This window comes from Ochrobactrum sp. AP1BH01-1, from assembly GCF_018066705.1.
In the GTDB taxonomy this organism is placed as follows: Bacteria; Pseudomonadota; Alphaproteobacteria; order Rhizobiales; family Rhizobiaceae; genus Brucella.
Genome location: NZ_JAGPOU010000004.1, coordinates 130,763 through 155,640 on the forward strand (window position 1 = coordinate 130,763; position 24,878 = coordinate 155,640).

Sequence of the window (24,878 nt, forward strand, 5' to 3'; positions counted from 1 at the left end):
GACATTTATGCCATAATAATGTAATAACTTCTCGAATTTCATATGGAGCCCTTGCGTGAGCGTATCGTCAACCGCTATCCCTGCCGAAACTTCCCTCGTGAACGACACCGAAACCAAGTCAACACGGCGCTCGCGTGTGAGCGGCATAGATCGTGCGTTGCAGGTGATTGATTACCTTTATGAAACCGGTGCTCCGGCTGGTCCCTATGCGATTGCAAAGGCGATCAAGGCGCCTTTGTCGACTGTCTATGTGACCATCGACGATCTCGTAGAAAAGAATATGCTTGCCCGCAACGCGGATGGTGCAATCTGGCTCGGAGCGCGGCTCTATCATTACGGTCTTGCTTACGCCCGGTCGCTTGATTTTATGAGCGTCGCTACGCACGAGATGCATGATCTGTGCCGCGAAGCAAATGAAGCGGTACAGCTGTGCGGCCGGGACGGAGATCATATGCTTGTTCTGGCCATGGCGGATGGCCCCAGCCCGTTTCAGGTTGCCTCGCGTGTCGGTACGAGAGTCCCGTTGAACTGGACTGCTTCCGGCCGCCTTCTGGTCGGTCATTTGCCTGCGAATGAACGGGTCGAGCTTTTCAAGCGTTGCGCGCGGACGTCGCCGACCGGTCGGGCCGAAATCGACGCCGCCAGCCTCTCGGAAGCTGCGGCAAAAGCCTTTGATGAGCGGCTCTCGATCCAGATTGCGGAATCCGACTATGCAGTTGCCTGTATTGCTTCCCCGATCTGCGACCCCGATGGACAATGCGTTGCGACGATCTCCATCGTGCTCCCGGAACAGAAGGTGCTTTCCGACGAAAGCCGCTACACCAGTCAGGTGCGCGCTTCGGCAGCGAAGATCGAAAAGCTGATGGGCTGGCGCGATCATTGAGGCTGTCCTAGTCTTTCAGGGCAACGATCGCTTCGATTTCAACCGTGATATTGCCCGGCAAGGAACCGAAGCCCACGGCTGAACGTGCATGTTGTCCGGCAGCACCAAATACTTCGATGAAAAGATCGGAGCAGCCATTGATGACATTGGGATGCAGTTCGAAGTCCGGCACGGCATTGACCATCCCCAAGAGCTTCACGACCCGTTTCACGCGGGAAAGGTCACCAAGCGCCCCGTGCATGACAGCCAGCAGATTGATGCCCGTCAGTCGGGCATCCTGATAAGCTTGATCCACGCCGATATCGCCACCGACCTTGCCCGCGCGCAAATGACCGCTCTCTTCCCGGGGGCCCTGTCCGGAAAGATAGAGGATATTGCCTTCCTGAACATGCGTGACAAAATTCGCGATGGGCGGCGGCGGCGGCGGCAAAGTTATGCCGAGCGAAGCCAGCCGGTCATAGGGGGAATGCTGTACTTCAGTCGTCAGGGGAGAATGAGACACGAATTTTCCTCATCATTTCGTCACGGGACGTTCCCGCAAAATTCAATGCGCGCCGACAGTTTCAGCGCCACGAATAGCCGTGGCTGTGGCGAACGAGTTTGCGCGCACGCGGCACATAGCGGCTGGCCGTAATCGCCTCAGCGCCAATGACTGCGTAGCGGGGCTCAAAAAGCCTGTTCAGGCGAGACACATCGCCATTGGAATCCGTCGTCTCCAGGTCGGCGTCAACCAGATCAAAGATCGTGAAATCAGCACGTTGTCCTACAGACAGCCGGTTTTCCATCGAGAGCTTGATCACCGACGCCGGATTATGCGTGACAGCTTCGATCACATTTTCAAACGGCATGTTGACGGACAGCAACTTGGACATGGTTGTCGCCAGATCCCAGACGGGGAAGTTCATCGAGTGGCCGTGCAAATCCGTCGAGATCGAGAATGGAAGGAGACCCCGTTCAATTGCCGCCTCCGCGACCTTGAACGAGAAGGACGCCCCGCCATGGCCAATGTCCAGCCGGATGCCTTCGCCCGCGCAACGTTCCGCGAGGTTGAACAGATCTTCGTCTTCCATGATGCTGGAGCCGGATTTGCCGTTGAAGCAATGCGTGACCACATCGCCGGGGCCGAGGATTTCAAGAACTTCGTCGTAAAGCGCCGGCGGTTCGCCCACATGCACCATCATCGGCACCTTGAGTATCTTGGCGATCTTCTTGCCAAGCTTGACCGGCGTAACGCCCCATGACCCGGTGATGACATGGCTGGCCCGGACCTTGATCCCGACAATATGCTCGCTATTGGCTGCGTAGCATTCGAGAATACGGTCAAGATCAATGTCTTTGATGTCTCGTAGCTCCGGAACCCGATTGCAGGCGACAAGTCCGATAGAGCCAAGATTGAGGAAGGCCTTGATCCGTTCCTTGGCAGGTTCGATGATATATTCCCGGAAGCCGTGGAAGTTCGCCTCCCCCGCCGATCCGGCATCGACGAGCGTCGTCACTCCTCGCTCAGCGCCACACTCCGAAGGGCGTATCGAAATATCCGTACCGCCATGCCAGATATGGACATGCAGGTCGACCCAACCCGGCGAAATCCAGGCTCCCTTGCCATCGATACGCTCCACATCGGCAGGTGCGTTCAACGACTTGCCGATGGCATTGATATTGCCATCTTTCCCGACCAGAATATCGGTCGTCGTATCGGAATGTTCTGCACCGAAAGCTACCGGCTTGACATTGGTGATGAGAAGCGGCTTCGCCTGTTCACCGGAAATCATATTACAAATCCCTTCGCAGTCTTGGATCGAGCATGTCGCGTAGTCCGTCGCCAACCATCTGGAGTGAGAGGACGGAAAGAATGATGGCCAAGCCGGGGAAATAAGTCATCCAGTCGGCCTGGCCGATATATTGGCGTCCTGCGGCTATCATTGTCCCCCAGGTCGGGATTTCGGGACTGACACCGAGACCGAGGAAGGAGAGCCCCGCTTCGGCGAGCATTGCGCTCGCAAAAAGGAATGTGCACTGTACGATGATCGGCGAGATCAGATTTCTCAGCACGTGCCGTGTCATGATGTGGAATGTGGAAATTCCGAGCGACTGGGCCGCTTCCACATAGGGCAGCTCGCGGATCACCAGCGTCGAGGCGCGCACGATGCGCGCCAGCCTCGGTGAATAGACAACAGACAGCGCAACGATGACCGTCGCCAGCGACGGTCCGAGCGCGGCGACCAATGCAATGGCCAGCAGAATGTCGGGGAATGCCATCATCGCATCGATCAGGCGGGCGATGGGCGTATCCAGACGCTGAAAGAAGCCTGCGAGCAATCCGAGCGTCACCCCGATCATCGCCGACAGGACAACAACCGCCGCGCCAACCATAAGCGACAGCCGTCCGGCATAGATCGTACGAGAGAAGACGTCACGCCCGAACTCGTCCGTGCCGAACCAGAACATCTCGCTCGGTGGCTTGAGGCGGTTGACGATGGATAGTTTCGAGGGCGAATAAGGCGCAATCCAGGGAGCCAGCAACGCGAGGATAGCAAAGACCGCAAGCACGATAATGCCCGCCGCCACTGTCTTGCGCTTGAATAGCCGACGGATGAACAAAGCGCGTTCCGAAGGGGTTTTTTGCGTGGTCGTAACAAGATCGGCCATCAGTAGCGAACCCTCGGATCGACGAACAGATAGAGCATATCGATGATGAAATTGATCAGGACATAGAGCCCGGCGATAACAAGCAGCGCACCCTGAATGACCGGGTAGTCTCGTCGCAGAACGGCGGACACGACAAGATTGCCTACCCCGGGCAGGCCGAAGACCGTTTCAGTCACCACGGCCCCTGAGATCAGGACGGCTGCGGTGAGACCGATAACGGTCAGGATCGGGATCAGAGCATTTTTGAAGGCGTGCTTCATGACAACGCGCCGCTCGATCAACCCTTTTGCCCGTGCCGTGCGAATGTAATCGTCGCCGAGAACATCGAGCATCGAGGCACGCGTGAAGCGCAGGATCAGAGCGGATGACACCAACCCCAGCGCGATGGCAGGCAGGATCAGATGATACATCCGATCCACAAAACTCGAACCCGGACCGCCATAGCCTGACACCGGAAACACGTTCAGCCGGACGGCAAAAAACTGCATGAGAATGAGACCGAGCCAGAAGCTCGGTATGCTTGCTGCGAGCATGGCAACCGTCGTTGCGGCCTGATCGACAAAGGAACCGCGCCGGTAGGCCGCGTAAATGCCAACCGGCAGCGCGATAATGCAGGCGATAAGAAGAGAAAGAATCGTCAGAAAGAACGTTGGTTCGGCCCGATCAAGCAAGGCTGCACCTACCGGCATATTAAGAAAGATCGACTGACCCAGATCACCTTTCAGGAGTTGACCGATATAGTAGAAGTACTGAATGACCAGCGATTGATCGAGGCCGAGCCGGGCGCGCAGATCGGCAATGTCCTGCGCCGATGCGTCCGGTCCAAGCATGACAGCAGCAGGATCGCCAGGCGTCACCCGAACGATCACGAATACGATCGTCACGACCAGAAACATGACAACGGCCATGCCGACAAACCGCTGCAGAATGTAGCGCACCATACGATCAGATTCTCCAGATTGAACCATTCAGCGAATGCCGACCGGATGGACGGCATTCGCATTGCCGGAAGTTACTTCTTCAACGAAGCATTCCAGAAGTAAGGCCACGGCGCGGGCTCGACGCCTTCCAGCTTGGTGGACATAGCCGCGACAGCATTGAAGTCGCCGATCTTGATCAGAGGCAGTTCGTCATAAATAGTTTTCTGAACGTCTGCCCACAGCGCAACGCGCTTTTCCGGATTGGATTCGGACGTGAAAGCATCGACTGCGGTTTTACGCGCTGGCGTGTCCCACCAGCCCGGCGAACTGGTCGACAGAGACCCCATCAAAGCAGGTTCGGGCAGGAAAGGGCTGTGCGTTATGTAGATATCCCAGAGCTTGGGATCAGCACGGCGCTGCGTCAGCGTCGCCCAATCGACAACCTGCAAATCCACGTTGAAACCGGCAAGCTTCAGATATTCGGCAGCGACCTGCGCCATCTTGTAATGGAACTCGTACTGGCGGCTTGTCAGGATACGCAGCGGTTCGCCATTGTAGCCGGCGGCCTTCAATTCTTCCGCCGCGGCTTCTGGCTGGGCCACATTATAATTCCCTTCGACGCCAGCTTCCGTATTCCAGACGAAATTGGACGGGTAGAAAGCGCCGTCCAATGCGTAGAATTCCGTACTGCCAAACGCAGCCGCAAGCATGTCCTCCATGCTCAATGCGTGGGTCAGGGCCTTTCGTACCGGCAGTTTTGAGGCCACACCTTCCTTAGTGTTGAACACAAAGACAGGATAGCCGAAAGGCTTCAGGAGCAATGGCTGGGAAGCCGTCGACGATTTTATCTTGTCGAATGACTCGACCGGAATGGAATCGACATAGTCATATTGTCCAGAAACCGCAGCCTCGACGCGGGTGTTGGCGTCCGGGACCGATACGAAGCGGATTTCATCGAGATATTGATGGCGCGCACCGCCATAACCATCACTCTCACCGTCACGTGACTTGTAACCGTCGAAACGCACAAGCTGAATATACTGATCCGCCTTGCGCTCCTTGAGCATGTAGGGACCGGTACCGATGAATTCGGTCATCGGTTCGGCCTGTTTTTCCGACGGCAAGATGATTGCCGCAGAATTGTTGAAGGCAAGCAGGGAGGTCAATGGCGCATAAGGCTGCTTGAGCGTTATCGTCACTGTGGCCGGATCAGTCGCCGCGATATTTTCGATAAAGGCCGACGCCTGCTTTCCGCGCGAGGCGAGCTTTGTCCAGCGTTCCAGCGACGCAACCACATCTTCCGATGTCATATCGCTGCCATCGTGGAACTTGATGCCGGAACGCAGCTTGATCGTATAGATTTTTCCGTCTGCGCTGATTTCAGGCAGGCTTTCAGCCAGCAGCGGCGTCGGCTTCCACTCCTTGTCGAACGTATAAAGCGTTTCGAAAATGTGCTGCGTGACAATACCCACGAGATCCGCTGTGGACACCATCGGGTCAAGCGTCGGCGGCTCACCAATGGTCGCGACGTTGATAACGCCCCCCTTGTCCTGCGCCAGCGAAACGCCGGGGCTGAAGATCATGGCAGAAGCCAGAAGAAGTGCTAGTTTGATCCGCAAGGCCGAACCCCCATTTTTCGAATTGTTCCGTAATTATGTTATATAAGCTTTTATAAAAGAATACCTAAGAACGAGAGGGTGTCAATCCATCAAAGCTCATCGACCGGAATCTTCCGTCGATAGAGGCGGATTGTTCATACATTGTGGGCATTTCTGATTTTATGGGTGGCAGCGCCAGGGCAGGCTCGATATGAGTGCGCCCATGACACGCAAAGGCCAGGGCTACCTCTTCACACTTCTCGCGGTTACCATTTTTGCGACGCAGGATGGTATCTCGAAGTACCTTGGCACCCATTATTCGCCTATCCTCATAACGATGATCCGCTATTGGGTTTTTGCAGCTTTCGTTCTTTTGCTTGCAATCCGTTCCGGTGGCATCGCCAAAGCCGCCGCAACGAAACGCCCATTCCTGCAGCTTTTTCGCGGTATTCTGCTTGCCGCCGAAATCGTGACCTTCATCTTCGCCCTCAGCCGCGCAGGCATGGCGACAGCGCAATCGATATTTCAAGGCGCGCCGCTATTGGTGACCATGCTTTCCGTACCCTTTCTGGGTGAAAAGGTAGGCTGGAGGCGCTGGACGGCGATCATCGTCGGGCTGATCGGCGTCCTGGTGATCATTAATCCTGTTAATGCGAAATTCGGCGCGTCCCTGCTTCTGCCTGTTGCCGCGATGGTCATGTTCGCCGTCTATGCCGTAGCGACACGCGCCGTCAGCAAGAGCGACGATGCCATGACCAGCTTTTTCTATACCGGGATGGCGGGTGCTGTGGCGCTGACATTTGTCGGTAGCTTCTATCTGATGCCTATCGCGCGAAGTGACTGGTTCTGGATGGCGGCACTCTGTGCCTGCGGCATCGCAAGCCATTATTTCCTCATTCGCGCTTACGATATTCTGGAAGCAGGAGAAGTGCAGCCGCTCACCTATCTTCAGCTCGTTATCGGTGCATTTATCGCGGTTACGGTATTCCATGAACAATTGACATGGAACATCGTCGTTGGTGCGCTTATCGTCGTTGGCGCCGGACTGTTCTCTGTGTTCCGCGAACGTCAACTCGGTAGAAGCAAGCCGCCCGCTCTTGGCTAGATAAACACTCTCCCTACGACTTCCTGCCGTCGAAAATCCCGACCAAATTGCAACAGTTATTTGCCCACCCGCTTCCGACAACTGGCCCTGTGAGCTTGACAAATAAAACATGATAATTTAATTCATGTTTTGACCTCTTCTGGTCGCGTAGACTTCCAGCCGGCGCTTGACCTATGAGAGCGCCGGTCTTTTTATGTCTTCCGAACCGCCCCTGCATTGTTGAGTGGATATGTCATGACGCAACCAGTCACATCGGATATCAACTGCATGAAGACGGACTGCGCGATAGCGGGCGGCGGGCCAGCAGGGCTGATGCTGGGGCTTCTGCTTGCGCGTTCAGGCGTGAACGTAACCGTTCTCGAGAAGCATCAGGATTTTCTGCGCGATTTCCGCGGCGACACAATTCATCCATCCACTCTTCAGATCATGCATGAACTTGGCTTGCTGGACGGGCTCCTTGCGCTACCCCATACCAAGGCATATCGCTTGCATGCGGAAATCGGCGGTCAGGACATAACGATAGCGGATTTTTCGAAGATTCCGGCGCAGTGCCATTTCATCGCTTTCATGCCGCAATGGGAATTTCTCAATTATATCGCACGCGAAGCTGCGAAATACCCCAATTTCAAACTCGTCATGCCAGCCAGCGTGGTGGAACTGATTGAACGGGACGGAAATGTCACTGGTCTCGTCGCGGCTACGCCCGATGGAACCATCAACATCAGTGCCAAACTCGTTGTGGGCGCCGACGGCAGAAACTCCGTGGTGCGCGCAAAAGCCGGTATGGAGATCGAAAGCTTTGGCTCGCCAAGCGAAATACTCTGGATGAAACTGTCTCACCTCCCCAACGATCCGCCCTATACGATGGGTCATGGCGGCCCAAGACAAGGTTTCGTCATGATCGATCGCGGCGACTACTGGCAATGCGGTTACGTACTCCGCAAACAGACTTTCACCGAGGTAAAGCAGAAGGGGCTTGAGGCATTCAGGGAAGCGGTAGCGAACGTATCCCCATTGCCCCCTGAACGAATGGATGAAATACGTACGTGGGACGACGTCCATCTGTTGAGTGTGCGCATCGACCGGCTGAAGACATGGTGGAAACCCGGACTTTTGTGCATCGGCGATGCCGCCCATGCCATGTCACCTATCGGCGGCTTCGGTGTCAATCTCGCCATTCAGGATGCCGTCGCAGCGGCAAATATTCTGGCCGGACCACTCAAGGGAAACGGGGCCTCGTCCCGCCATCTTGCAGGCGTTGAAGCGCGACGCCGCTTTCCGACAAAGGCTACGCAAAAGTTGCAGCTCATGATGCGCAGCGATCGCCGCAGACGCGAAACCAATGACACAAGAAAAGATGGGCCGCCCGCTTTCATGCGTCATCTCGCCCGTTGGCCAATCCTTGCACATCTTGCGGGCAGACTGATCGGGATCGGCTTTCGCCCGGAGCATGTCCGCGACAACTGAGCGGGAGATTTCAGTCTATATCGTCGAGTTCGTCGTGAATTCCGGCAACGATCTCCAACCGCTGTTGCGCCGATTTGCCCGCGAGCGAAGCGTAGGTCAATGCGAGTAGCCGAATGGCACTGCTGACAGCCGTATAGGATGCCCCCAATGCGAAACTGTCCACATGGCACGGAAGGACGACACGGGCATAACGCTGCGCCTCCGAAACCGATCCCCGGTCCGTAATGGTCACGATATTCAGCCGGCTCGTAGCGGCATATCCCAGAATTTGCTTTAGCAGGGCCCGATGCGGCGGTAACGTAATCAGCAACAACACGTCTTTCGGGCCAGTCATTGCCAGATCTTCAGCCCATGAACCCTGATTGATGCCAAGGATCATCACGCTGTGCCGCAGCCTGGAAAACAGGAGCCGCGCGTAGCGTGCGAACCCTTCCTCATCGCCCATACCGATCACCCAGACGCGGGGCGCGGCCGCCATGAGTTCCGCAGCCTCGCGCATCTTGTCGGAACGCAGCGCCTCGAAGGTTCGCGTGATATTGGCGATCTCCAGATCGAGATGCGCGCTGATGGTACGCACCAGCGGCACTTCTTCATCAACCTGGGCCGAATATTCGTAAGGCTCGGTGCGATTGCGCTCCTCACGCGCCTGGAGTTTCACTTCATTGAAATCGGCATAGCCCAGATGCTGAAAGAAACGAGCCGTGGTTGCCTTGGATACACCGGCCATCTCCGCGATCTCGGTAGCGGAGTGAATCAGAATGTCGTCCTCGCGTTCAAGAATCAGCTGCGCGATTTTCTGCTCACCTGCTGTGAGCTTTGCGTAGCGCTCCTGTATGCGCAGTACCAGACGTGAAGCCATGTGCGTTTATTCCGAATCTCTAATGCACTAAAAAAGCCTATCATTGCCTCTTGCAATACTGAAACATTTGTTTCATTGATAGTGAAACATTGAAATTCATGGAATCTCCATGGCGTATTCCCGCAATACCCGGCAGCGCATCTGGGAGCGACTGAAAGAGGTCGCACGTCCTGATGCACGCTTCCACCTCAAATTTTCGGAATTCATTCCGGACTTTGAAGGCGTCGAGGCAGCTACCGATCGTTTGCTGGCGCTTGAAGGGATTGCGAAAGCCGAGCTGGTTTTTGTCACCCCGGATAATTCCATGATCGAGTTGCGCCGTCGCCTGATCAAGGCGGGTACACCATTCATCATGCCGACCTACGGCATGCAGCGCGGCTTTCTCCTGCTGGAACCGGGATCCGTTCCCCCGGGGTTGGAGAAAGCCGCAGCCTGGCTTGATGGGATGGAACATTTCGGCCGACCGGTCAGTCTCGAAGATTTGACCCATATCGGCCGATTTGATGTCGTGGCGACTGGCGCATCCGCTGTTTCCATTGATGGGGTACGCTTTGGCAAAGGCCATGCGTTCTTCGATCTGGAATGGGGCATGTTTACCGACCTGGGACTTGCAGACGAGCAATCCCTGATTGTCGCAGCCGTCCACGACGTACAGATCGTTGAAGAGCGCCTCAACGTTTCCGAAAGCGATATTGCTCTCGATTTCATTGCCACACCAAGCCGCCTGATTGAAATCTCGCGCAATCGCCGCCGACCGCGCGGTATCCGCTGGAACGAAGTTTCCGCGGAGGAAATACAGTCGATTCCACCGCTGCGTGAACTTGCCCGCATGCGCGGTATTGCGTGACAATTCAGCACCAAAAAGGAAGTTTCAATGAATATAGCCCTGGATCGCCGCCGTTTTCTCGGACTTATGGGTGCTGCAGCCGCCCTTCCTGCTATGAGCCGTTTTGCCGCCGCGGACTCACCGTTCAGCTTTCAGGCTTCCTGGATCAATGACGCAGAATTCTGCGGCTATTTCGTTGCGGCCGACAAGGGTTTTTATCGCGAAGAAGGCATTGATCTCAATTACATTTCCGGCGGTCCGGATGTCATTCCAGAAAGCGCGATCATTGCGGGCAAGGCTGACCTGACCCTCACCACCCCCGACACGACGATCAAGGCCATCGTCGAGCAGGGTGCACCTTTCAAGATCATCGGCGCCCAGTACCAGAAGAATCCTATCGGCATTATTTCGCTTGCCAAAAATCCGATCAAGGAACCAAAGGACCTGATCGGCAAGACGCTGGCTGTGCCGCCGGTCAACGTAATCTCGGTCGAAGCCATGTTAAAAATTTCAGGTATCGACCCATCCCAGGTCAATATCGTTCCCTACGCTTACGACCCGACGCCGCTCATCAAGGGTGAGATCGACGCATCGCTCGATTTTACGACCAATGTTCCTTTCACCATCAAGCAGGCCGGTGAAGAGGCGGTGTCCTTCCTGCTCTACGATTTCGGCTTCACCATTTTCAACGATACGGTTGTCGTGACGGAAGAAACGCTCAAGGCAAAGCGCAAGGATATTGTTGCTTTCCTTCGCGCAAGCCGCAAGGGTTGGAACGAAAATCTCAAAGACCCCGCAGCTTATCCGCCCAAGTTTGCCGACAGCTGGTTCAAGGGCACCGGTCGATCTGTCGAAAATGAAGTCTATTTCAACACTGCGCAGAAGCCACTCATCGAGACGCCGAATGGCGTGTTTTCCATGAGCGAAGAAGCCATCGAGAAAACGATCAAGGCGCTCGGCACTATCGGCATCGCCGCCAAGCGCGATCATTTCGACACAACCCTTCTCGAAGAGATTTGATGCCTGACATGTCCGGGATCAAACTTGAAAACGTGACGCGCTCCTTTTCGGGGCGCGGCACGAATGTGATTGCACTTTCCGACGTTTCGCTTGAATGCCCAACAGGTTCGTTTACTGCACTTATCGGACCGTCCGGCTGCGGCAAGTCCACCATGTTGCGGCTGGCACTAGGCCTTGACCGGCCCGATAATGGTTCGATTTCTGTCATGGGCAAAAGCCCGATCGAGGCTGCAAAAGCCGGCTTGACCGGCGTGGCTTTTCAGGACGCGGCGCTGATGCCGTGGCGCAGCGTCGAAGACAACATCGCCCTACCGCTGGATGTTCTCGGTGTTGCGCGTTCTACAAAGAATGAACGGATTGCGGAACTGATTGCTCTCGTCGGCCTCAAAGGCTTTGAAAAGGCGCTTCCCGGCGAGCTTTCGGGCGGCATGCGCCAGCGCGTCGCAATCGCCCGTTCTCTGGTTACCGATCCGCGCGTTCTGTTCCTTGATGAACCTTTCGGGGCGCTCGATCAGATACTGCGCCGTCAGATGAACATTGAGCTTCAACGCATATGGCTGGAAAGCAAAGCGACAACGCTGCTTGTTACCCATGGAATTGACGAAGCAGTTTTCCTTGCCGACCGGATCGTGGTGATGCACAGCCGCCCCGGGCGCATCGCACAAATCATAGATATTCCGCTTGAACGTCCACGCAGCCCCGAGATTTTCAGCACATCGCAGTTCCATGCGCTGGAGGACGCCGTCGCAGAGGCCCTGCATGGCTGACGGGAAGCCATCGAACCATCTCACCACCTTGCGCAACTGGATTATCCTTCTTGCTGTATGGGAGATATGCGGTCGCTTTTCGCTGATCGCAGGTGGCGCCTTGCCGGCACCTTCGGCGATCCTGGCTCGTCTGTGGATCGACCGCGCCGATTATCCAGCCCACATACTGGCCACACTTCAGGGCGCAGGTGCGGGCTTTATCATCGGCAATCTCGTTGCCGTTGCAGCAGGTATCCTGTTCGCTCTGTTTCCCGCCGCCGCTAAACTGGGACGTGGCATCAACATCGCGATTTTCGCCCTCCCTCCGATTGCCATATCCCCCATTCTGGTGCTGACTTTTTCAGGCATGACGCCGCGTGTCACGCTGGCGGCACTTGGTTGTTATTTCATCACCATGGCCGCCACCGTAACCGGCATCAGCCAGACGGACCGGCGCATGGTCGATATCGTCCGCGCCTATGGCGGCAACCGATGGAAAGTGCTGTATCTGGCACAATGGCGGTCAGCCCTGCCGTCGATCCTCGCAGGTCTGCGCATTGCCGCTCCGAACGCAGTTCTGGGCTCCATTCTGGCCGAATTCGGCGGCGGCGGCCGCTTCGGTCTCGGTGCCTATCTTATCGGTTCTCTCGGGAGAGCCGAACCGACCCGGCTATGGGGTATCGGCTTGTGCGCCACCCTGCTCGCAGGGTTGGCCTATGCGCTTTTTTCCATTGCTGCAAAGGTGCTGACCGGCAGCACCAAGGCTATCACCGTACCCGCCAACGCTCCAGATGCGGCTCCGCGCAGCTCCTACGGTCTGAATTTTGTTCTCGCCATTTGTTCGGTCGCGCTGCCGTTCCTCTTGTGGTGGCTGTTGCTCGTCGTCATGGGAACACCGGCCATGATTGCCAAAACGCCTGCCGGACTGTTCGATTATCTGTTTCTCGCTCCGTCCGCAGCTCCCGCACAGGCAAAATTGCTGACAGCGCTTTCGCAGACCTTGCCCCTCACATTTCTCGGTATGGCAGCAGGCATCCTTTTTGCCTTTGCACTCGCCATAGCCTCAGTCGCCAAGCCTGCCATTGTGCGTGGCTTCATGCCGATCGCCCTTGTCACACAGACCATGCCTCTCGTTGCACTGACGCCACTGCTCGTTCTGTTGCTGGGGCGAGGACCGTCAGTCATCCTCTGGATTACCATTTCGGTCACATTCTTTCCCGCCTTCGTGACCATGGCTCAGGGCATGGCACTGGTTCCTCGTGCGGCACTGGATGTGCCCCGTGCATACGGTGCCAGCATCTGGAAACAGATACGCCTGGTATCGGTGCCAGCCTCCCTGCCCTATCTCTTCGCTGCCATCCGCCTGGCTGTGCCACGCGCGCTCCTCGGCGTCATGATTGCCGAATGGCTGGCAACGGGAACAGGCCTTGGAAACCTGCTCAACCAATCCCGCGGATATCTCGACTACGGCATGATCTGGGCCGTCGCCGTGCTGTCCGTCATGCTGTCCGTCTTTTTCTACCAGATCGTAGCCCTTTGCGAGCGCCATGTGCTCGCCCGCCGGGGTATGAGCCCGGCAGACTAAAATGCAAGGAGTCCCCATGGAAATTACCGATCACAAAGCTTCCGTTCGCGAACGTGTTTGGAGCGAGTTGCGCAAGGTCGCTGTTCCGGACAGCCGTTTCCATTTCGACTTTGGCGAATTCATCGCGGATTTTGAAGGCGGCGAGGAGGCAGTCGCTCGCCTGACCAACCATCGATACTACCAGAACGCCGATTTCATCTTCATCACGCCCGACAATTGTCTGGACCGTCTTCGCCTCCAGGCTTTGAAAGACGGCAAGACCATTCTGATAACCACTTATTCCATCAGACGCGGCTTCTGGGTTCTCGATCCGAAACTGATTTCGCCGGATCATTATCTTTATGCCTCGACGCTCGACGGCATGGAGCGCGTTGGGCAACCGGTAACGCTGAAAGACATTTCATCCATGCCGGTTGTCGACTACATGGTCACCGGCACCGGCGCTATCAATCTTGAAGGCGTCCGCTTCGGAAAAGGTCACGGCTTCTTTGATGCCGAATGGGGCATGCTTTATCGTCTGGGCCGCATTACCGCTGCGACGCCAGCAGCCGCTATTGTACATGACTGCCAGGTTCTGGCCGAAAAGCTTACACCCGATGTCTACGACACGGTTGCGGACGTTATTTTCACGCCCACTCGCACCATAGAGGTTAAAGACCCGCACAAGCCGACCTGCGGAATCATCTGGGACCGCCTCGATCCCGTCATGTACGAAACGATCCCTCCGCTTCAGGAGCTCAAGGCCATGGGGCTGTAGACAAATTCCCTTTGAAAACTGAAAGAGCCGGATGCGTTTAACGTGTCCGGCTTTTCCTTACATGCCGATCACGAGCTTCCATGCAATTGACCACATCGTGACGGCAATCACGCCTTCCAGAATACGCCACGAAGATGGCCGGGCAAAAATCGGGCGCAGCCAGCGTGCACCGAAGCCAAGGGAAAAGAAAAACACGAAAGACGCGGTGATCGCACCTGCGGCAAACGATGTTTCCAGACCTGGAAACTGCGTGGAGATCGTTCCGAGAAGGATGACCGTATCCAGATATACATGCGGATTGAGCCATGTCAGCGCGAGACAGGTCGCCAGTGTCTTTGTAAGGCTTACCGACGCCCCGTTCGCCGTTGCCAGTGCGGCAGATGATGTGAAGGCGGAATGAAGGCTTCGCGCACCATACCAGATAAGAAAAGCCGCCCCGCCATACCGCATGATGGGATCGAGGGCTGGCATGATGGCAGCGATCTTCTGGAAACTCGTCACGCCAATGAGGATCAGGACAGCATCCGATATGGCACAAACGAGACTGACTGCGAACACATGCTCATCCCGCAATCCCTGCCGCAATACGAAGGCGTTTTGCGCGCCAATAGCAACGATCAGGCTCAGGCCCATGGTAAGGCCGGTTACGTAAACTGAGGGATTCATGAGTGGTCGCCATCTGGGAGTAGGTTGGCACTTGGATAGCGGATGGAAGCTCGTTAGAATAGTTAATTATCATAAATTCAGTTTAGAGATTCTAATGATCGACTATTCTGCACTGAGAGCAGTGGCAATGGTGGTTCAGACGGGCAGTTTTGAGAAGGCAGCGCGTGCATTGAACGTCACTCCATCTGCAATCTCGCAGCGCGTGAAACATCTGGAAGAACGGCTGGGCGCTGTCTTGGTTGAACGCGGCACGCCCTGCATTGCCACTGAAAAAGGTGACTGGCTATGCCGTCATATCGAGCAGGTCGGCATGCTCGAACGCGAGCTTCTGGCGGAACTGCCCGGACTGTCCGGCAGCGAAAATACTGCGCAGCGCGTAACACTGCATATAGCGGCCAATGCTGATAGTCTCGGCACGTGGTTTCTGAAAGCGATTTCGCATTTCAGCACGACATCGGACTATCTGTTCAACATCGCGGTTGATGACCAGGATCATACCGCCGAATGGCTGCAACGGGGACGCGTCATTGCAGCCGTCACGTCCCTGTCCAAACCGGTGCAAGGCTGTCGCCTCACTCCGCTTGGTATTCTCCGCTACCGCGCCACGGCATCGCCGGAGTTCATCGCCCGGTACTTTCCCCACGGCGTAACCCGCAATGCTATTGCCAAGGCCCCGGCACTGACATTCAACCAGAAGGACAGGTTGCAGGATCAGTGGGTACGTACCGCTCTCAAAGCGGATATGACCTGCCCGACACATTGGCTTCCGTCGACACAGGCCTTCGTCGATGCGAGCCTGTCGGGCATGGGATGGGGGATGAACCCGGTGCAGTTGGTCGATCAGCATTTGAAAGACGGGCGGCTGGTGGAACTCATCCCCGAGACGGCTCTGGATATTCCCTTGTTCTGGCAGGTGAACCGCCTGGCAGCCGACAGACTTGCAGGTTTGACGCAGACCGTCCTCATGACAGCACGTCAGGAACTCGCGCCACTTCTGCAAAAATGATAGTCACCTGACCGCACGCGCTGTCGTTAAAGCAACGGACCAGGGAAAGGCTTTCCCTACCGTGGCCGTCAATCACCATCTGTTTTCTTGAACGTGAACAGCGATTGAGCGATGCATGAAGGATGAAGCTCCTGTTCCTCATCGCGGCGCTGATCGCTCTTGTCTTTCTCGGCTGCTATTTGCAGATGTTCTTTGCCGTGCCGTGAACGCATGACCGCATTGATCCACTCTCCGGTCACCCTGCCGAAGAGTTGGCAGTTCATCCAAGCGGATCACAAAAAGGCAGGATCAATGATCCTGCCCCGTTTGCGCAACACCTGCTGCTTCTTCGCAGACCCTGACATGCTCTGCCAGTGCTTCAAGCTGCAAGAAAGCGCTTATGCTACAGATATCCCGCTTCTGAAACTTTGGAAGTTCCTGAAGCTCCTTCAATCTGGTGAGAAGTGCACCTCGGTTCATGGTTTTTCCCTCCATCTTTCTGGCTATCCGCAAGATTGGTGTTAATCAGGCTGCCCGCACCTTCGCTTTCGTTTTCAACGGCAGTTCGATATCGACTTCGAGCGTCGACATCTGATCACCCCGGTCCATCTTCACGCTGACCTTATCGCGGTCGATCTGGATATGCTTGGCGATGACGGCGAGGATTTCCTCCCGCAGCACAGCCACAAGATCGGAATGCTCGTGTGACGCCCTTTCATGGGCGAGCAGAACCTGCAACCGTTCACGCGCTTGCGGCGCGGAAGCAGGCTTGCTGAAGAAACGAAACAGGCTCATGCCGCTCTCCTTCCGAAAAGTTTACCCAGAAGGCCGCGCTTTTCGGATGGAACAGTCATCGGCACTTCTTCACCGGCGAGGCGGCGGGCTGCGTCGAGATAAGCCAATGCGGGCGCGCTGCGCTGATCGGCTAGCGTTACGGGTGAGCCGATATTGGATGCCCGCAGGACGTCCTGGCTCTCGGGAATGATACCCAGAAGCGGGATCGACAGGATTTCGAGCACATCCTCGACCTTCAGCATGTCACCGCGTTCAGCGCGAACGGGATCGTAACGGGTCAGGAGAAGATGTTTTTCCACGCGTTCGCCGCGCTCGGCCTTGAGCGTCTTGGCATCCAGCAGACCGATAATGCGATCGGAATCACGCACCGACGAGACCTCGGGATTTGTTACGACGACCGCCATATCGGCATGGCGCATGGCGAGCGTGGCGCCGCGTTCAATCCCGGCGGGACTGTCGCAAATGATCCAGTCGAACTCCTTCTTGAGGTCTTCCATAACGCGGTCGACACCCTCGGTGGTCAGGTTATCCTTGTCACGCGTCTGCGAGGCTGGCAGCAGGTAGAGCGTTTCAAGACGCTTGTCACGGATCAAAGCCTGCGGAAGCTTCGCGTCGCCCTGAATGACGTTGACCAGATCGAACACGACGCGACGTTCTGCTCCCATGACGAGGTCGAGATTACGCAAGCCGACATCGAAATCGATAACGACAGTCTTCTCGCCGCGTTGCGCCAGCGCAGCGCCTATCGCGGCGGTGGATGTCGTTTTGCCAACGCCACCTTTACCGGAAGTTACAACAATCACTTTTGCCATATTTGTCTCCTGTATCTCCCGCGCGCCCCCAAAGCATCCGTTACCCGGGATATGAGATGCTCTGCTTTTCCTTTTTGGCACTCAAACGTGCCTGAAAATCAGTTTGGACATATGTTTCCCGAGGACATTTCAGCCCTATCGGGAACTTGCTAGCCCAGCGTTTCGGCCATCATATAGTCGCCGTCGAGCCAGAGCTGGACCGCCTGTCCGCGCAACCTGCTCTCCATATCTTCCGCCGTCTTGTAGAGGCCATCGATAGCGACGAGTTCAGCTTCCATCTTGCGGCAGAAAATGCGCGCATCGGCGTTACCGGCGGTTCCCGCCATCGCGCGGCCGCGCAATGCGCCATAAACGTGGATCGAGCCGCCAGCCACCACTTCCGCACCGGATGCAACAGAACCGACAATCGTCACATCGCCATCCGGAAAATAGATCGACTGGCCAGACCGGACCGGCTCGGTGACGACCATGGAAGGAACCGCCTTGACGAGCTGCACCGATGCCGGCGCGGCCGGCGCACGTTCCTTCGGTTTCGGTTCCACGATCTCCGGGTCGAAATCGGCGGCAGGCTGACCACCACGCATCGCTGGCGGCATTCCGGGCCCCAGAAGAGAGGGCCGCGCATTTTCAAAACCTGTGATCCAGACACCGCGGCTAACCAGATCTTCAAGCAACTGCACCAGTTGCGGGCGCTCAATCGCTACATTCTCCAGATCGAGAACGATCGGGCGATTGAGGAAGAACCCAACTGAACGTGCTGCAAGATCGTCCAGCTTGTCGAGCCAGCCATCGAGCGGCAATTCAGGCGAGAGGACCAGCGCAAGAAAGGACCTCCCTTTCAAGCGGATCGGACGAGACTGTGTTAGCACTTGATTCATCTTGGTTAAAAAACGGTTTATCCGGTCTATATGCGCAATGGTTAACAGATAGTTAATTTCTGAAGCCTGAACGGTCCCATAAGTTGGAGAAACCGTTCCTTTCCGACGATCAGGTACAACTATCCGCAAGGAATCCGTCGCCGGGCACAGAACGCAACATCATGCCAGCTCGAACAGCCAGAGGCGCCTTGGATTCGAAAGCGACTCAGCTTCTTTTTCATTGTAAACGGATAACTGGAGCGATAATTGCCGTTTCTTCGACCGTCCACAGAAGACCACGCAGAAAAACATAAACTTAAATTTCAATCAAAAGTGACGCTACGTAATGTATTATAAATTTATAATACATTTTATTTAGCCAGGTAAAATGAAAATCTTACGTATAGAAGAAGATTATGAAAATTTACGCTGCGATTCGACAAGTATATTTTATTTAATTTATAAAAATTCCGACACTCTAAGAGCCATCATCCTGTACTATCACGACGAAATCCATAGTTCTGGAAGCAATACGCAACATACTGCACCTGTTTCTGCTCGTCGAAGCGATGTAATCCGCACAGTAATGAGTATAATCCGCCGGAGAAACAGAAGTCTTCCGGCGCGTTCTGTCCCGTCGAACAGGGCTGTTCCCGTCGGAATAATTCCTTTCCCAGACGCAGGGAATATATAATCTTTGGGAAGGTTCCGCTCAAAAGGAACCGCCTCGCGTTTGGGCGGGGGGCTTAGGGGCGCGAGGCGGGCGAGCTCTCAGGAGTGCACGCTCAATGAAAATGTAACGTTAGCCGCGATTCTGGAACTAACAATACGTTCCAACCTGAAAAATTACGTGACCGGAATACAAAAAAGTCCGCAAAGCTCGGGAGGAGGTGAGCGTTGCGGACTTGATCGGTAAGCGCGATTGGGAGGAGGAGTATCGCGCTCGGGCCCGGCTTTTGGGAGGAGGAGCAAGCCGGGACGACTTTTTAATAGTCTCTTCGGCCCACCCGCTCAATCAACAAGCTTGCATTGCTGATATGCACTTTCAACAAACCCAAATAAAAAACCGCCCCGCAGCGAATGAACGCGCTGAGGCGGCGTATCTCCTCCGAAAGCCCCCAATCGAAGAAGATGGGGGAACTTAATCACAGCTTTGACAAAAATAAATAGACATTTTGTACCATTGTTAGAAAATCCGCCGAACAATATCGCCCACAGGTTGAAAGCCATTATCTTTCGGAACGCTCCCCCGCTGGCCGTCGCGTAGCCAATCAATTAGATGCCGGATAAGCGAGGCCGCAATGTTAGCTTATCTGTGGGTGCGGGCCACCCAACGATCCTACAAAAATTTCTGTATTTTCTGAAAATTAGAGATTTATATTATGGGGTTGCTTTCTCCATGAGCGGGGTTATTGTTCGTCCCACTTGGAGGAGGGAGTACCGCCCCAGCGCGCTAGACCGCTGCGGGGCGGTTTCTTTTTAGCTACCCGAAAATGCATATCTGCATTGCAAGGTTGCCCCTTGTAAGCGGCGCGCCATGTTCCTATTTTTTGCTTGTTCGGTTTTACTCCTCCTCCCAAAAACCGAACCCAAAGCGCGATACTCCTCCTCCCAATCGCGCTTTATAAATCCGCCCACTGCACACTCCTCCTCCCAGTGCAGTGGGCGTTCTCATTTATGGAACTCCTCTTCCTTTTTGAAATCAAGCTGGAATAAGCGGCCTCTCGCTATTTCTGTAGTTTTAAGGGTTTGCCGATAATTTCTGCGCATGATGCACGAGAGTGGGGTTTCATGTTCTTCGGCACGACCTTCAAAATGGCAAAAGCGCCACTGTTAGGCGGACCTCTGTTCTGGCTCGTCTTTGCGCTCCTCCTGCTGATCGTACTGCTGTCGTTGCAGCTTAATGCCCCTATCGGCCCCATGTACTGGGACAGCTACATCTATTTCGATGCGGCCCAGCGCATAAAGATGGGCCAAACTCCCAATGTAGATTTCTCCACACCGGTCGGACCGCTTGGCTATTACCTTTTTGCATGGGGACTATCCCTGTTCCCCAAAGCGCAGCCGCTGCTGCTCGTTCAGTGGTCCATACTGATCGTCGCGGCCCCGCTGATGATCGGAGTGCTGGCCGAGTTTCACCCCCGGAACCGTACAACCGGATTTCTTATCCTTATCCCATTTCTGGTTTTCGCGATCTTCCCGGCCAATACGCAGAGTTTTTATCCGTATCCCGGTTTGGACGGTTTCGGTATTTATAACCGCCACACATCGCTTTTGCTTTACGTTCTCATGTGTGGACTGATGTTCATGCGTGATAGTGCGAAGCTCGCCCTGTTTTGCGCGGCGGCGATGGTCGCCCTGTTCCTGATGAAAATTACCGGCTTTCTCGCAGGCGGACTGTTCGGGCTTGCAGCACTTCTGGCTGGCCGGATCTCGGTCCGCCATGTTCTTCTAGCCACGGCCGTTGCATCAGCCGCGCTGTCTGTTCTTGAGCTGCATAACGGGATTATCGGCGCTTATATATGCGATATCGCCACGTTGTTAGCATTGAATGAAGAGGCTCTGCTCCCACGGTTCCTGACGGTCATATCCTTGAAGCTCGACGTCATTCTGCCAGCTTCAGTTCTTTTCCTGCTCCTTTTCTGGAAGGAACAGCACCAAACCACCAGCGAACAAACCCGTTTCTTCGACAGGAGTTCCGTCTGGCTCGCTATCGGGCTTCTTGGCGGCATCATCCTTGAAACACAGAACACCGGAAGCCAGGAGTTTATTTTTCTTTGGCCCGTTTTGGTCATGATCTTTCAGCGGGTGCAGGTTCGCAGCCAGAACTTCAAGATCGCTTTCACGGTACTGGCCGCTTTCTGCGTCATTCCAACTTTCGCCAAGGTTGCGCACAGGACCTTGCGCGCCGTCGCTGTGGCCCCGACTTATGTTCAGCCGTTATTGCCGCAATTGAAGAACCTGGGTCAGGTGCTGACCAGGCCCGACTTCCTGCAGCGAGCAGAACTTTTCCAGTCCCATTACCCGGAGAACAATGCAGCCTACGACGCACTGGCCAAACAGGGGCAGCTACCCAGTTGGCAGCTTTATTCGGAAATCGACTTTCAGGTTTTCTGGCTGCTTTCTGCAAACCAGATGATAACGGACCTGAAATCCTTCGAGATGCGGAACAATATCCGCCTTCAAAGCATCATGTCGCTGGACTTCGTTAACCCGTTCGCCTGGATATTGGATCGCGATGCCACGCGACATATCCAGATCGGCAACGATCCTTTCCGAACGGTGCCTGCTCTGTCTGAGGAAGCAAAAGCCGCTTTGGAAGCAACCGATGGCATATTGCGTCCGAAATGTCCGACGACAACCAATCGTCTTGCCCTGCAAAAAATATACGAGGAAGCGCTACAGAACCGAATGGCTATCGCTTTGAACCCGTGTTGGGATTTGCTGCTTCGTCCCGGTCTTGCTCCGTAATCAGAAACAGATCACCTGATCTGAGCCTTGACGAAATCCCGGACGATCCGGACGATACCGCGTGAAAGCACTTCATCCAGCGCTTTAATGAACGCATCCACGTGCTCACGCCCGCAGATCAGCGGCGGCTCGAGACGAATGACATTTCGATTATACTCGGTAAAGGCGACCAGAACGCCGTGATCGCGCAGCAGATGGCTGCCGATGAAGCCGGGAAGCGAACCTTTCAGCTTTTCATCCAGCATCCCCAGAACAGGGCGCAACACAGCCGGCATGGTCTGGGAAAAATCATGGAATTCCAGTCCCACCATCATCCCCTTCCCGCGCACGTCTTTCACAAGCGCTGGATAGCGGCTCTGCAAGTCGCGCAGCCTCTCCAGAAGATAATCCCCAACATCGGCTGCGTTATCGATGAGATGTTCGTCGTACAGGACATTCAGGGCTTCAATCGACGTGACGCACGCTTCGCCGATACCGCCAAAAGTTGCCATGGCATGGATCATTGCTGTCTTGGGCGACCCGTACGCCTTCATATAGATGTCGCGACGGGCAATCATCGCGGCCATCGCCGTCTTTCCCCCGCCCAGCGATTTCGCCAGCGCAGTGACGTCCGGTATGACGCCATAATGCTCGAAAGCATAAAATTTCCCCGTCCGCCCCAATCCGCACTGCACTTCATCGGCAACCCAGATCACACCATACTGGTCGCAAAGGCCGCGTAGTTTCTGCCAGAATTCTATATCAGCCTGAATGATCCCGCCGCCACCTTGCACCGTCTCCAGCACGATCACCCCGATATCAGGGTCAGAGCGAAACGTATTTTCAACGGCTGCAATGTCACCGAAGGGTACCCGAACGGTGTTGTCTACAAGCTTGAATTCGCCGCGATAAAGCCCGCCATCGGTGATGGACAGAACGCCCTTGGTCTTCCCGTGAAATGAGTTTTCCGCATAGACGATTTTCGGCTTGTCCGGACCGGCGGCGCGCTCGGCAACCTTGATCGCCGCTTCCATGGCTTCGGAACCCGAGGACCCCAGAAACACCATGTCCAGATCGCCCGGCGAGCAGGCCGCGATGTCATAGGCAAGAGCGGTCGCATATTGCGACATGAAGGCGATCGCAATCTCGTGGCGCATCTCTTCCTGGAATTGGCGACGTGCTTCGAGAATACGCGGATGATTATGGCCGAAAGCCAGCGATCCGAAACCGCCGAAGAAATCGAGAATAGGGCGCCCGTTCTGATCGTAATAATACATGCCTTCGGCACGTTCGATCTTCACCTTGTGAAAGCCGAGCAGCTTCATGAAATGAAGCTGACCCGGATTGAGGTGGGCGGTGAAAAGCTCCGTAATCTGCGGCAGATCGAGCGCCTTTGCATCGTTGACGGTCAGCAGTTTCGGCTTTGGCGTTGCGTTGGTCCTGGTCATTTCTGCCCCTATGCCGTTTCAAAAGCCCGAGCACCCGAGGATGCTGCGCCGATTTTCCTGCGATATTCGCTATAGGCTGCAATCAGCATGTCCTCATCGCGATATTGCGGCACCCAGCCCAGCTCACGTTCACCTTTAGAGACATCCAGAACGCACATTTCGTCCGCAATCAGATACTGTTCCGGATCCATGATCGGCATGTTCATCCAGTCGAGCAGATCTAGCGTCCGCTTCACCGCCCAGGCTGGTGTCGGCAACAGAATGGATTTTGATCCTGCGTGACGAATAAGATCACCGAGCAGTTTTCGGACGGGAGGCGGATTGAGCGAGCCGAGATTATAGACCTCGTTGGGGACGCCAGCCTTGAAAGCGGCACGCGCTGCCTCTGCGCAGTCGAACACCGAAATAAACTGATAGGGATTTCTGCCCGAACCGATCATTGGGACCGGCAAATTGTTATCTATCAGCTTGAACAGCTTTTCCAGAATGCCGAGGCGTCCGGGACCAATGATAAGACGAGGACGAAACAGGCAAATATTCATGCCCCGTTCGCGCCACTCAACGGCAAGTTCTTCGGTCTTCAGCTTGGAAAGCCCGTACTCGCCAAGCGGCTTGCACTGATGGTCTTCCTTCTGCGGCCAAGTATAAGTGTGCCCATACACCATGTCGGTGGTGAAATGGACAAGCTTGCTCGCGCCAGCCACATCCATTGCCCTGATGATGTTTTCAGTCCCGTAATAATTGACCGGAAAGAAGAAATCGTGCCGCTTCGCACGGACCTGTATTGGCGAGAGCATTTTGGCGGACAGATTGTAAACCACGTCATCAGCGCGAATGCCTAACCTGCGGATCGCTTCCGGATCGGTTACATCGGTCGCGACAAAAGCGGCGTCACCATAATGCGGCAGATCGCTTTTCACGATATCTGCGACAATGACCTCATGACCATCGGCGAGCAATTTGGGCGTGAGATAGCGACCGACAAATCCATCGCCGCCGAAAATTACGTGTCTCATCATACCGCCCCGTTCAACCATGTGTCTGCTGGCTAACACCCGTATCCGCCTGCGGTTCGGACGATTTGCCGCTTTGCGCGATCAGCACCGTCCCGATGCAGATGAATGCGATGCCAGCGATCTTGTATGCACCCAGTTCCTCCTTGAACAAAAGCCAGGCGAAGAGCGCGACTGCCACATATGCAAGACTGAGGAATGGATAGGCGAAGGAAAGGTCCGTCTTCGACAGCACGTAAAGATGCGATGCCATCGAGATCACAAAGGTCAGCAGCCCCGCAAAAACCCAAGGGTGGAACACGATCTGGAATATGCGCTGAATAATTGTTTCAGCGGAAAAACTGATCGGGCCGAGCGACAGCATGCCATATTTCAACATCAGCTGCGCCGCAGCATTGGTCATGACTGTGAACAGGATAAAGGGAATATATTTCATC

Annotated in this window: 26 protein-coding genes; 11 read left to right on the forward strand and 15 right to left on the reverse strand. The window is 55.3% G+C overall.

The features are described from left to right. The first annotated feature begins 76 nt into the window (after positions 1-76). On the forward strand, positions 77-883 hold the full coding sequence (locus tag J9800_RS15535) for an IclR family transcriptional regulator (RefSeq protein WP_286167567.1): 807 nt from the start codon (positions 77-79) through the stop codon (positions 881-883). Between the two features lie 7 nt (positions 884-890). Here J9800_RS15535 and J9800_RS15540 read toward each other — a convergent pair whose 3' ends face one another. The 5 genes from J9800_RS15540 to J9800_RS15560 all read right to left on the reverse strand — a co-directional run bounded on the left by J9800_RS15540 (position 891) and on the right by J9800_RS15560 (position 6,035). Next, the gene (locus J9800_RS15540) at positions 891-1,385 is read right to left on the reverse strand and encodes a RidA family protein (protein WP_162792652.1); all 495 of its coding nucleotides are present in this window, start codon (positions 1,383-1,385) and stop codon (positions 891-893) included. Positions 1,386-1,446: 61 nt separating this feature from the next. Next, positions 1,447-2,655 (reverse strand): amidohydrolase/deacetylase family metallohydrolase, encoded by a 1,209-nt coding sequence (locus tag J9800_RS15545; protein ID WP_114215931.1) that lies wholly within the window; start codon positions 2,653-2,655, stop codon positions 1,447-1,449. 1 nt (position 2,656) lies between these two features. Continuing rightward, a complete protein-coding gene (locus J9800_RS15550; protein ID WP_114215932.1) occupies positions 2,657-3,532 on the reverse strand; it encodes an ABC transporter permease in 876 nt (291 codons plus the stop codon). Then, positions 3,532-4,473, reverse strand: a complete 942-nt coding sequence (locus J9800_RS15555) for an ABC transporter permease (protein WP_162792653.1) — start codon at positions 4,471-4,473, stop codon at positions 3,532-3,534. Before J9800_RS15555 ends, J9800_RS15550 begins: the two co-directional genes overlap by 1 nt. A gap of 71 nt (positions 4,474-4,544) precedes the next feature. Beyond that, positions 4,545-6,035: an ABC transporter substrate-binding protein gene (locus J9800_RS15560; RefSeq protein WP_502696723.1), complete on the reverse strand. Its 1,491-nt coding sequence runs from the start codon at positions 6,033-6,035 to the stop codon at positions 4,545-4,547. Between the two features lie 238 nt (positions 6,036-6,273). Between J9800_RS15560 and J9800_RS15565 the strand changes: the two genes are divergently transcribed. After that, complete coding sequence (locus J9800_RS15565; RefSeq protein WP_114215934.1) at positions 6,274-7,155, forward strand: DMT family transporter; 882 nt, start codon at positions 6,274-6,276, stop codon at positions 7,153-7,155. 234 nt (positions 7,156-7,389) lie between these two features. Continuing rightward, on the forward strand, positions 7,390-8,622 hold the full coding sequence (locus J9800_RS15570; protein WP_114215935.1) for an FAD-dependent oxidoreductase: 1,233 nt from the start codon (positions 7,390-7,392) through the stop codon (positions 8,620-8,622). 10 nt (positions 8,623-8,632) lie between these two features. On the opposite strand, the gene J9800_RS15575 is transcribed toward J9800_RS15570, so the two are convergent. After that, complete coding sequence (locus J9800_RS15575) at positions 8,633-9,481, reverse strand: MurR/RpiR family transcriptional regulator (protein WP_112586185.1); 849 nt, start codon at positions 9,479-9,481, stop codon at positions 8,633-8,635. A gap of 109 nt (positions 9,482-9,590) precedes the next feature. Between J9800_RS15575 and J9800_RS15580 the strand changes: the two genes are divergently transcribed. The 5 genes from J9800_RS15580 to J9800_RS15600 are packed head-to-tail and all read left to right on the forward strand — an operon-like array spanning position 9,591 to position 14,415. Then, positions 9,591-10,328 carry a 5-formyltetrahydrofolate cyclo-ligase gene (locus J9800_RS15580; protein ID WP_114215936.1) on the forward strand — a complete coding sequence of 246 codons (738 nt, stop codon included), beginning with the start codon at positions 9,591-9,593 and terminating at the stop codon, positions 10,326-10,328. Between the two features lie 27 nt (positions 10,329-10,355). Beyond that, positions 10,356-11,327, forward strand: a complete 972-nt coding sequence (locus J9800_RS15585) for an ABC transporter substrate-binding protein (RefSeq protein ID WP_114215937.1) — start codon at positions 10,356-10,358, stop codon at positions 11,325-11,327. Further along, on the forward strand, positions 11,327-12,094 hold the full coding sequence (locus J9800_RS15590) for an ABC transporter ATP-binding protein (RefSeq protein WP_114215938.1): 768 nt from the start codon (positions 11,327-11,329) through the stop codon (positions 12,092-12,094). Before J9800_RS15585 ends, J9800_RS15590 begins: the two co-directional genes overlap by 1 nt. After that, positions 12,087-13,658 (forward strand): ABC transporter permease, encoded by a 1,572-nt coding sequence (locus J9800_RS15595; protein WP_114215939.1) that lies wholly within the window; start codon positions 12,087-12,089, stop codon positions 13,656-13,658. The genes J9800_RS15590 and J9800_RS15595 overlap by 8 nt, the downstream gene beginning before the upstream one ends. 16 nt (positions 13,659-13,674) lie before the next feature. Further along, on the forward strand, positions 13,675-14,415 hold the full coding sequence (locus tag J9800_RS15600; protein WP_114215940.1) for a 5-formyltetrahydrofolate cyclo-ligase: 741 nt from the start codon (positions 13,675-13,677) through the stop codon (positions 14,413-14,415). A gap of 57 nt (positions 14,416-14,472) precedes the next feature. On the opposite strand, the gene J9800_RS15605 is transcribed toward J9800_RS15600, so the two are convergent. Beyond that, positions 14,473-15,081: a LysE/ArgO family amino acid transporter gene (locus J9800_RS15605; RefSeq protein WP_114215941.1), complete on the reverse strand. Its 609-nt coding sequence runs from the start codon at positions 15,079-15,081 to the stop codon at positions 14,473-14,475. Positions 15,082-15,175: 94 nt separating this feature from the next. On the opposite strand from J9800_RS15605, the gene J9800_RS15610 reads away from it, so the two are divergent. Then, on the forward strand, positions 15,176-16,087 hold the full coding sequence (locus J9800_RS15610) for a LysR family transcriptional regulator ArgP (RefSeq protein WP_114215942.1): 912 nt from the start codon (positions 15,176-15,178) through the stop codon (positions 16,085-16,087). A gap of 68 nt (positions 16,088-16,155) precedes the next feature. Here the strand turns inward: J9800_RS15610 and J9800_RS15615 are convergent, their stop codons facing one another. Next, positions 16,156-16,350, reverse strand: a complete 195-nt coding sequence (locus tag J9800_RS15615; protein ID WP_162792654.1) for a hypothetical protein — start codon at positions 16,348-16,350, stop codon at positions 16,156-16,158. Between J9800_RS15615 and J9800_RS15620 the strand changes: the two genes are divergently transcribed. Then, complete coding sequence (locus J9800_RS15620) at positions 16,298-16,591, forward strand: hypothetical protein (RefSeq protein WP_162792645.1); 294 nt, start codon at positions 16,298-16,300, stop codon at positions 16,589-16,591. The two genes, J9800_RS15615 and J9800_RS15620, sit on opposite strands and share 53 nt — an antisense overlap. Here the strand turns inward: J9800_RS15620 and minE are convergent, their stop codons facing one another. The 4 genes from minE to J9800_RS15640 all read right to left on the reverse strand — a co-directional run bounded on the left by minE (position 16,592) and on the right by J9800_RS15640 (position 19,760). Beyond that, positions 16,592-16,861, reverse strand: a complete 270-nt coding sequence (gene minE, locus J9800_RS15625) for a cell division topological specificity factor MinE (RefSeq protein ID WP_006468449.1) — start codon at positions 16,859-16,861, stop codon at positions 16,592-16,594. Beyond that, positions 16,858-17,673 carry a septum site-determining protein MinD gene (gene minD / locus J9800_RS15630; RefSeq protein ID WP_112586202.1) on the reverse strand — a complete coding sequence of 272 codons (816 nt, stop codon included), beginning with the start codon at positions 17,671-17,673 and terminating at the stop codon, positions 16,858-16,860. The genes minE and minD overlap by 4 nt, the downstream gene beginning before the upstream one ends. 149 nt (positions 17,674-17,822) lie before the next feature. Beyond that, on the reverse strand, positions 17,823-18,551 hold the full coding sequence (gene minC, locus J9800_RS15635) for a septum site-determining protein MinC (RefSeq protein ID WP_112586204.1): 729 nt from the start codon (positions 18,549-18,551) through the stop codon (positions 17,823-17,825). Positions 18,552-19,541: 990 nt separating this feature from the next. Continuing rightward, positions 19,542-19,760: a hypothetical protein gene (locus tag J9800_RS15640; RefSeq protein WP_162792655.1), complete on the reverse strand. Its 219-nt coding sequence runs from the start codon at positions 19,758-19,760 to the stop codon at positions 19,542-19,544. 561 nt (positions 19,761-20,321) lie between these two features. Between J9800_RS15640 and J9800_RS15645 the strand changes: the two genes are divergently transcribed. Then, positions 20,322-22,001 carry a hypothetical protein gene (locus J9800_RS15645; RefSeq protein ID WP_114215944.1) on the forward strand — a complete coding sequence of 560 codons (1,680 nt, stop codon included), beginning with the start codon at positions 20,322-20,324 and terminating at the stop codon, positions 21,999-22,001. A gap of 11 nt (positions 22,002-22,012) precedes the next feature. Here the strand turns inward: J9800_RS15645 and J9800_RS15650 are convergent, their stop codons facing one another. The 3 genes from J9800_RS15650 to J9800_RS15660 are packed head-to-tail and all read right to left on the reverse strand — an operon-like array spanning position 22,013 to position 24,877. After that, entirely contained in the window at positions 22,013-23,428 is a 1,416-nt protein-coding gene (locus J9800_RS15650; RefSeq protein WP_114215945.1) for an aspartate aminotransferase family protein, read from the reverse strand. Positions 23,429-23,436: 8 nt separating this feature from the next. Further along, positions 23,437-24,444, reverse strand: a complete 1,008-nt coding sequence (locus tag J9800_RS15655) for an NAD-dependent epimerase/dehydratase family protein (RefSeq protein ID WP_114216120.1) — start codon at positions 24,442-24,444, stop codon at positions 23,437-23,439. A gap of 13 nt (positions 24,445-24,457) precedes the next feature. Beyond that, positions 24,458-24,877, reverse strand: coding sequence for an EamA family transporter (locus tag J9800_RS15660; protein WP_114215946.1), 420 nt, complete (start codon positions 24,875-24,877; stop codon positions 24,458-24,460). Position 24,878 lies beyond the last annotated feature (1 nt).

Excerpts from the sequence above, each read along its gene's own strand:
- minC (WP_112586204.1), bottom strand. The coding sequence starts at position 18,551 with ATGAATCAAGTGCTAACACAGTCTCGTCCGATCCGCTTGAAAGGGAGG.
- minE (WP_006468449.1), bottom strand. The coding sequence starts at position 16,861 with ATGAGCCTGTTTCGTTTCTTCAGCAAGCCTGCTTCCGCGCCGCAAGCG.
- J9800_RS15575 (WP_112586185.1), bottom strand. The coding sequence starts at position 9,481 with ATGGCTTCACGTCTGGTACTGCGCATACAGGAGCGCTACGCAAAGCTC.
- J9800_RS15565 (WP_114215934.1), top strand. The coding sequence starts at position 6,274 with ATGACACGCAAAGGCCAGGGCTACCTCTTCACACTTCTCGCGGTTACC.
- J9800_RS15560 (WP_502696723.1), bottom strand. The coding sequence starts at position 6,035 with ATGATCTTCAGCCCCGGCGTTTCGCTGGCGCAGGACAAGGGGGGCGTT.
- J9800_RS15610 (WP_114215942.1), top strand. The coding sequence starts at position 15,176 with ATGATCGACTATTCTGCACTGAGAGCAGTGGCAATGGTGGTTCAGACG.
- J9800_RS15640 (WP_162792655.1), bottom strand. The coding sequence starts at position 19,760 with ATGGCTTTCAACCTGTGGGCGATATTGTTCGGCGGATTTTCTAACAAT.
- minD (WP_112586202.1), bottom strand. The coding sequence starts at position 17,673 with ATGGCAAAAGTGATTGTTGTAACTTCCGGTAAAGGTGGCGTTGGCAAA.
- J9800_RS15615 (WP_162792654.1), bottom strand. The coding sequence starts at position 16,350 with ATGAACTGCCAACTCTTCGGCAGGGTGACCGGAGAGTGGATCAATGCG.
- J9800_RS15545 (WP_114215931.1), bottom strand. The coding sequence starts at position 2,655 with ATGATTTCCGGTGAACAGGCGAAGCCGCTTCTCATCACCAATGTCAAG.
- J9800_RS15570 (WP_114215935.1), top strand. The coding sequence starts at position 7,390 with ATGACGCAACCAGTCACATCGGATATCAACTGCATGAAGACGGACTGC.
- J9800_RS15645 (WP_114215944.1), top strand. The coding sequence starts at position 20,322 with ATGTTCTTCGGCACGACCTTCAAAATGGCAAAAGCGCCACTGTTAGGC.
- J9800_RS15620 (WP_162792645.1), top strand. The coding sequence starts at position 16,298 with ATGACCGCATTGATCCACTCTCCGGTCACCCTGCCGAAGAGTTGGCAG.
- J9800_RS15650 (WP_114215945.1), bottom strand. The coding sequence starts at position 23,428 with ATGACCAGGACCAACGCAACGCCAAAGCCGAAACTGCTGACCGTCAAC.
- J9800_RS15605 (WP_114215941.1), bottom strand. The coding sequence starts at position 15,081 with ATGAATCCCTCAGTTTACGTAACCGGCCTTACCATGGGCCTGAGCCTG.
- J9800_RS15660 (WP_114215946.1), bottom strand. The coding sequence starts at position 24,877 with ATGAAATATATTCCCTTTATCCTGTTCACAGTCATGACCAATGCTGCG.
- J9800_RS15550 (WP_114215932.1), bottom strand. The coding sequence starts at position 3,532 with ATGGCCGATCTTGTTACGACCACGCAAAAAACCCCTTCGGAACGCGCT.
- J9800_RS15600 (WP_114215940.1), top strand. The coding sequence starts at position 13,675 with ATGGAAATTACCGATCACAAAGCTTCCGTTCGCGAACGTGTTTGGAGC.
- J9800_RS15585 (WP_114215937.1), top strand. The coding sequence starts at position 10,356 with ATGAATATAGCCCTGGATCGCCGCCGTTTTCTCGGACTTATGGGTGCT.
- J9800_RS15655 (WP_114216120.1), bottom strand. The coding sequence starts at position 24,444 with ATGAGACACGTAATTTTCGGCGGCGATGGATTTGTCGGTCGCTATCTC.
- J9800_RS15580 (WP_114215936.1), top strand. The coding sequence starts at position 9,591 with ATGGCGTATTCCCGCAATACCCGGCAGCGCATCTGGGAGCGACTGAAA.
- J9800_RS15590 (WP_114215938.1), top strand. The coding sequence starts at position 11,327 with ATGCCTGACATGTCCGGGATCAAACTTGAAAACGTGACGCGCTCCTTT.
- J9800_RS15595 (WP_114215939.1), top strand. The coding sequence starts at position 12,087 with ATGGCTGACGGGAAGCCATCGAACCATCTCACCACCTTGCGCAACTGG.
- J9800_RS15555 (WP_162792653.1), bottom strand. The coding sequence starts at position 4,473 with ATGGTGCGCTACATTCTGCAGCGGTTTGTCGGCATGGCCGTTGTCATG.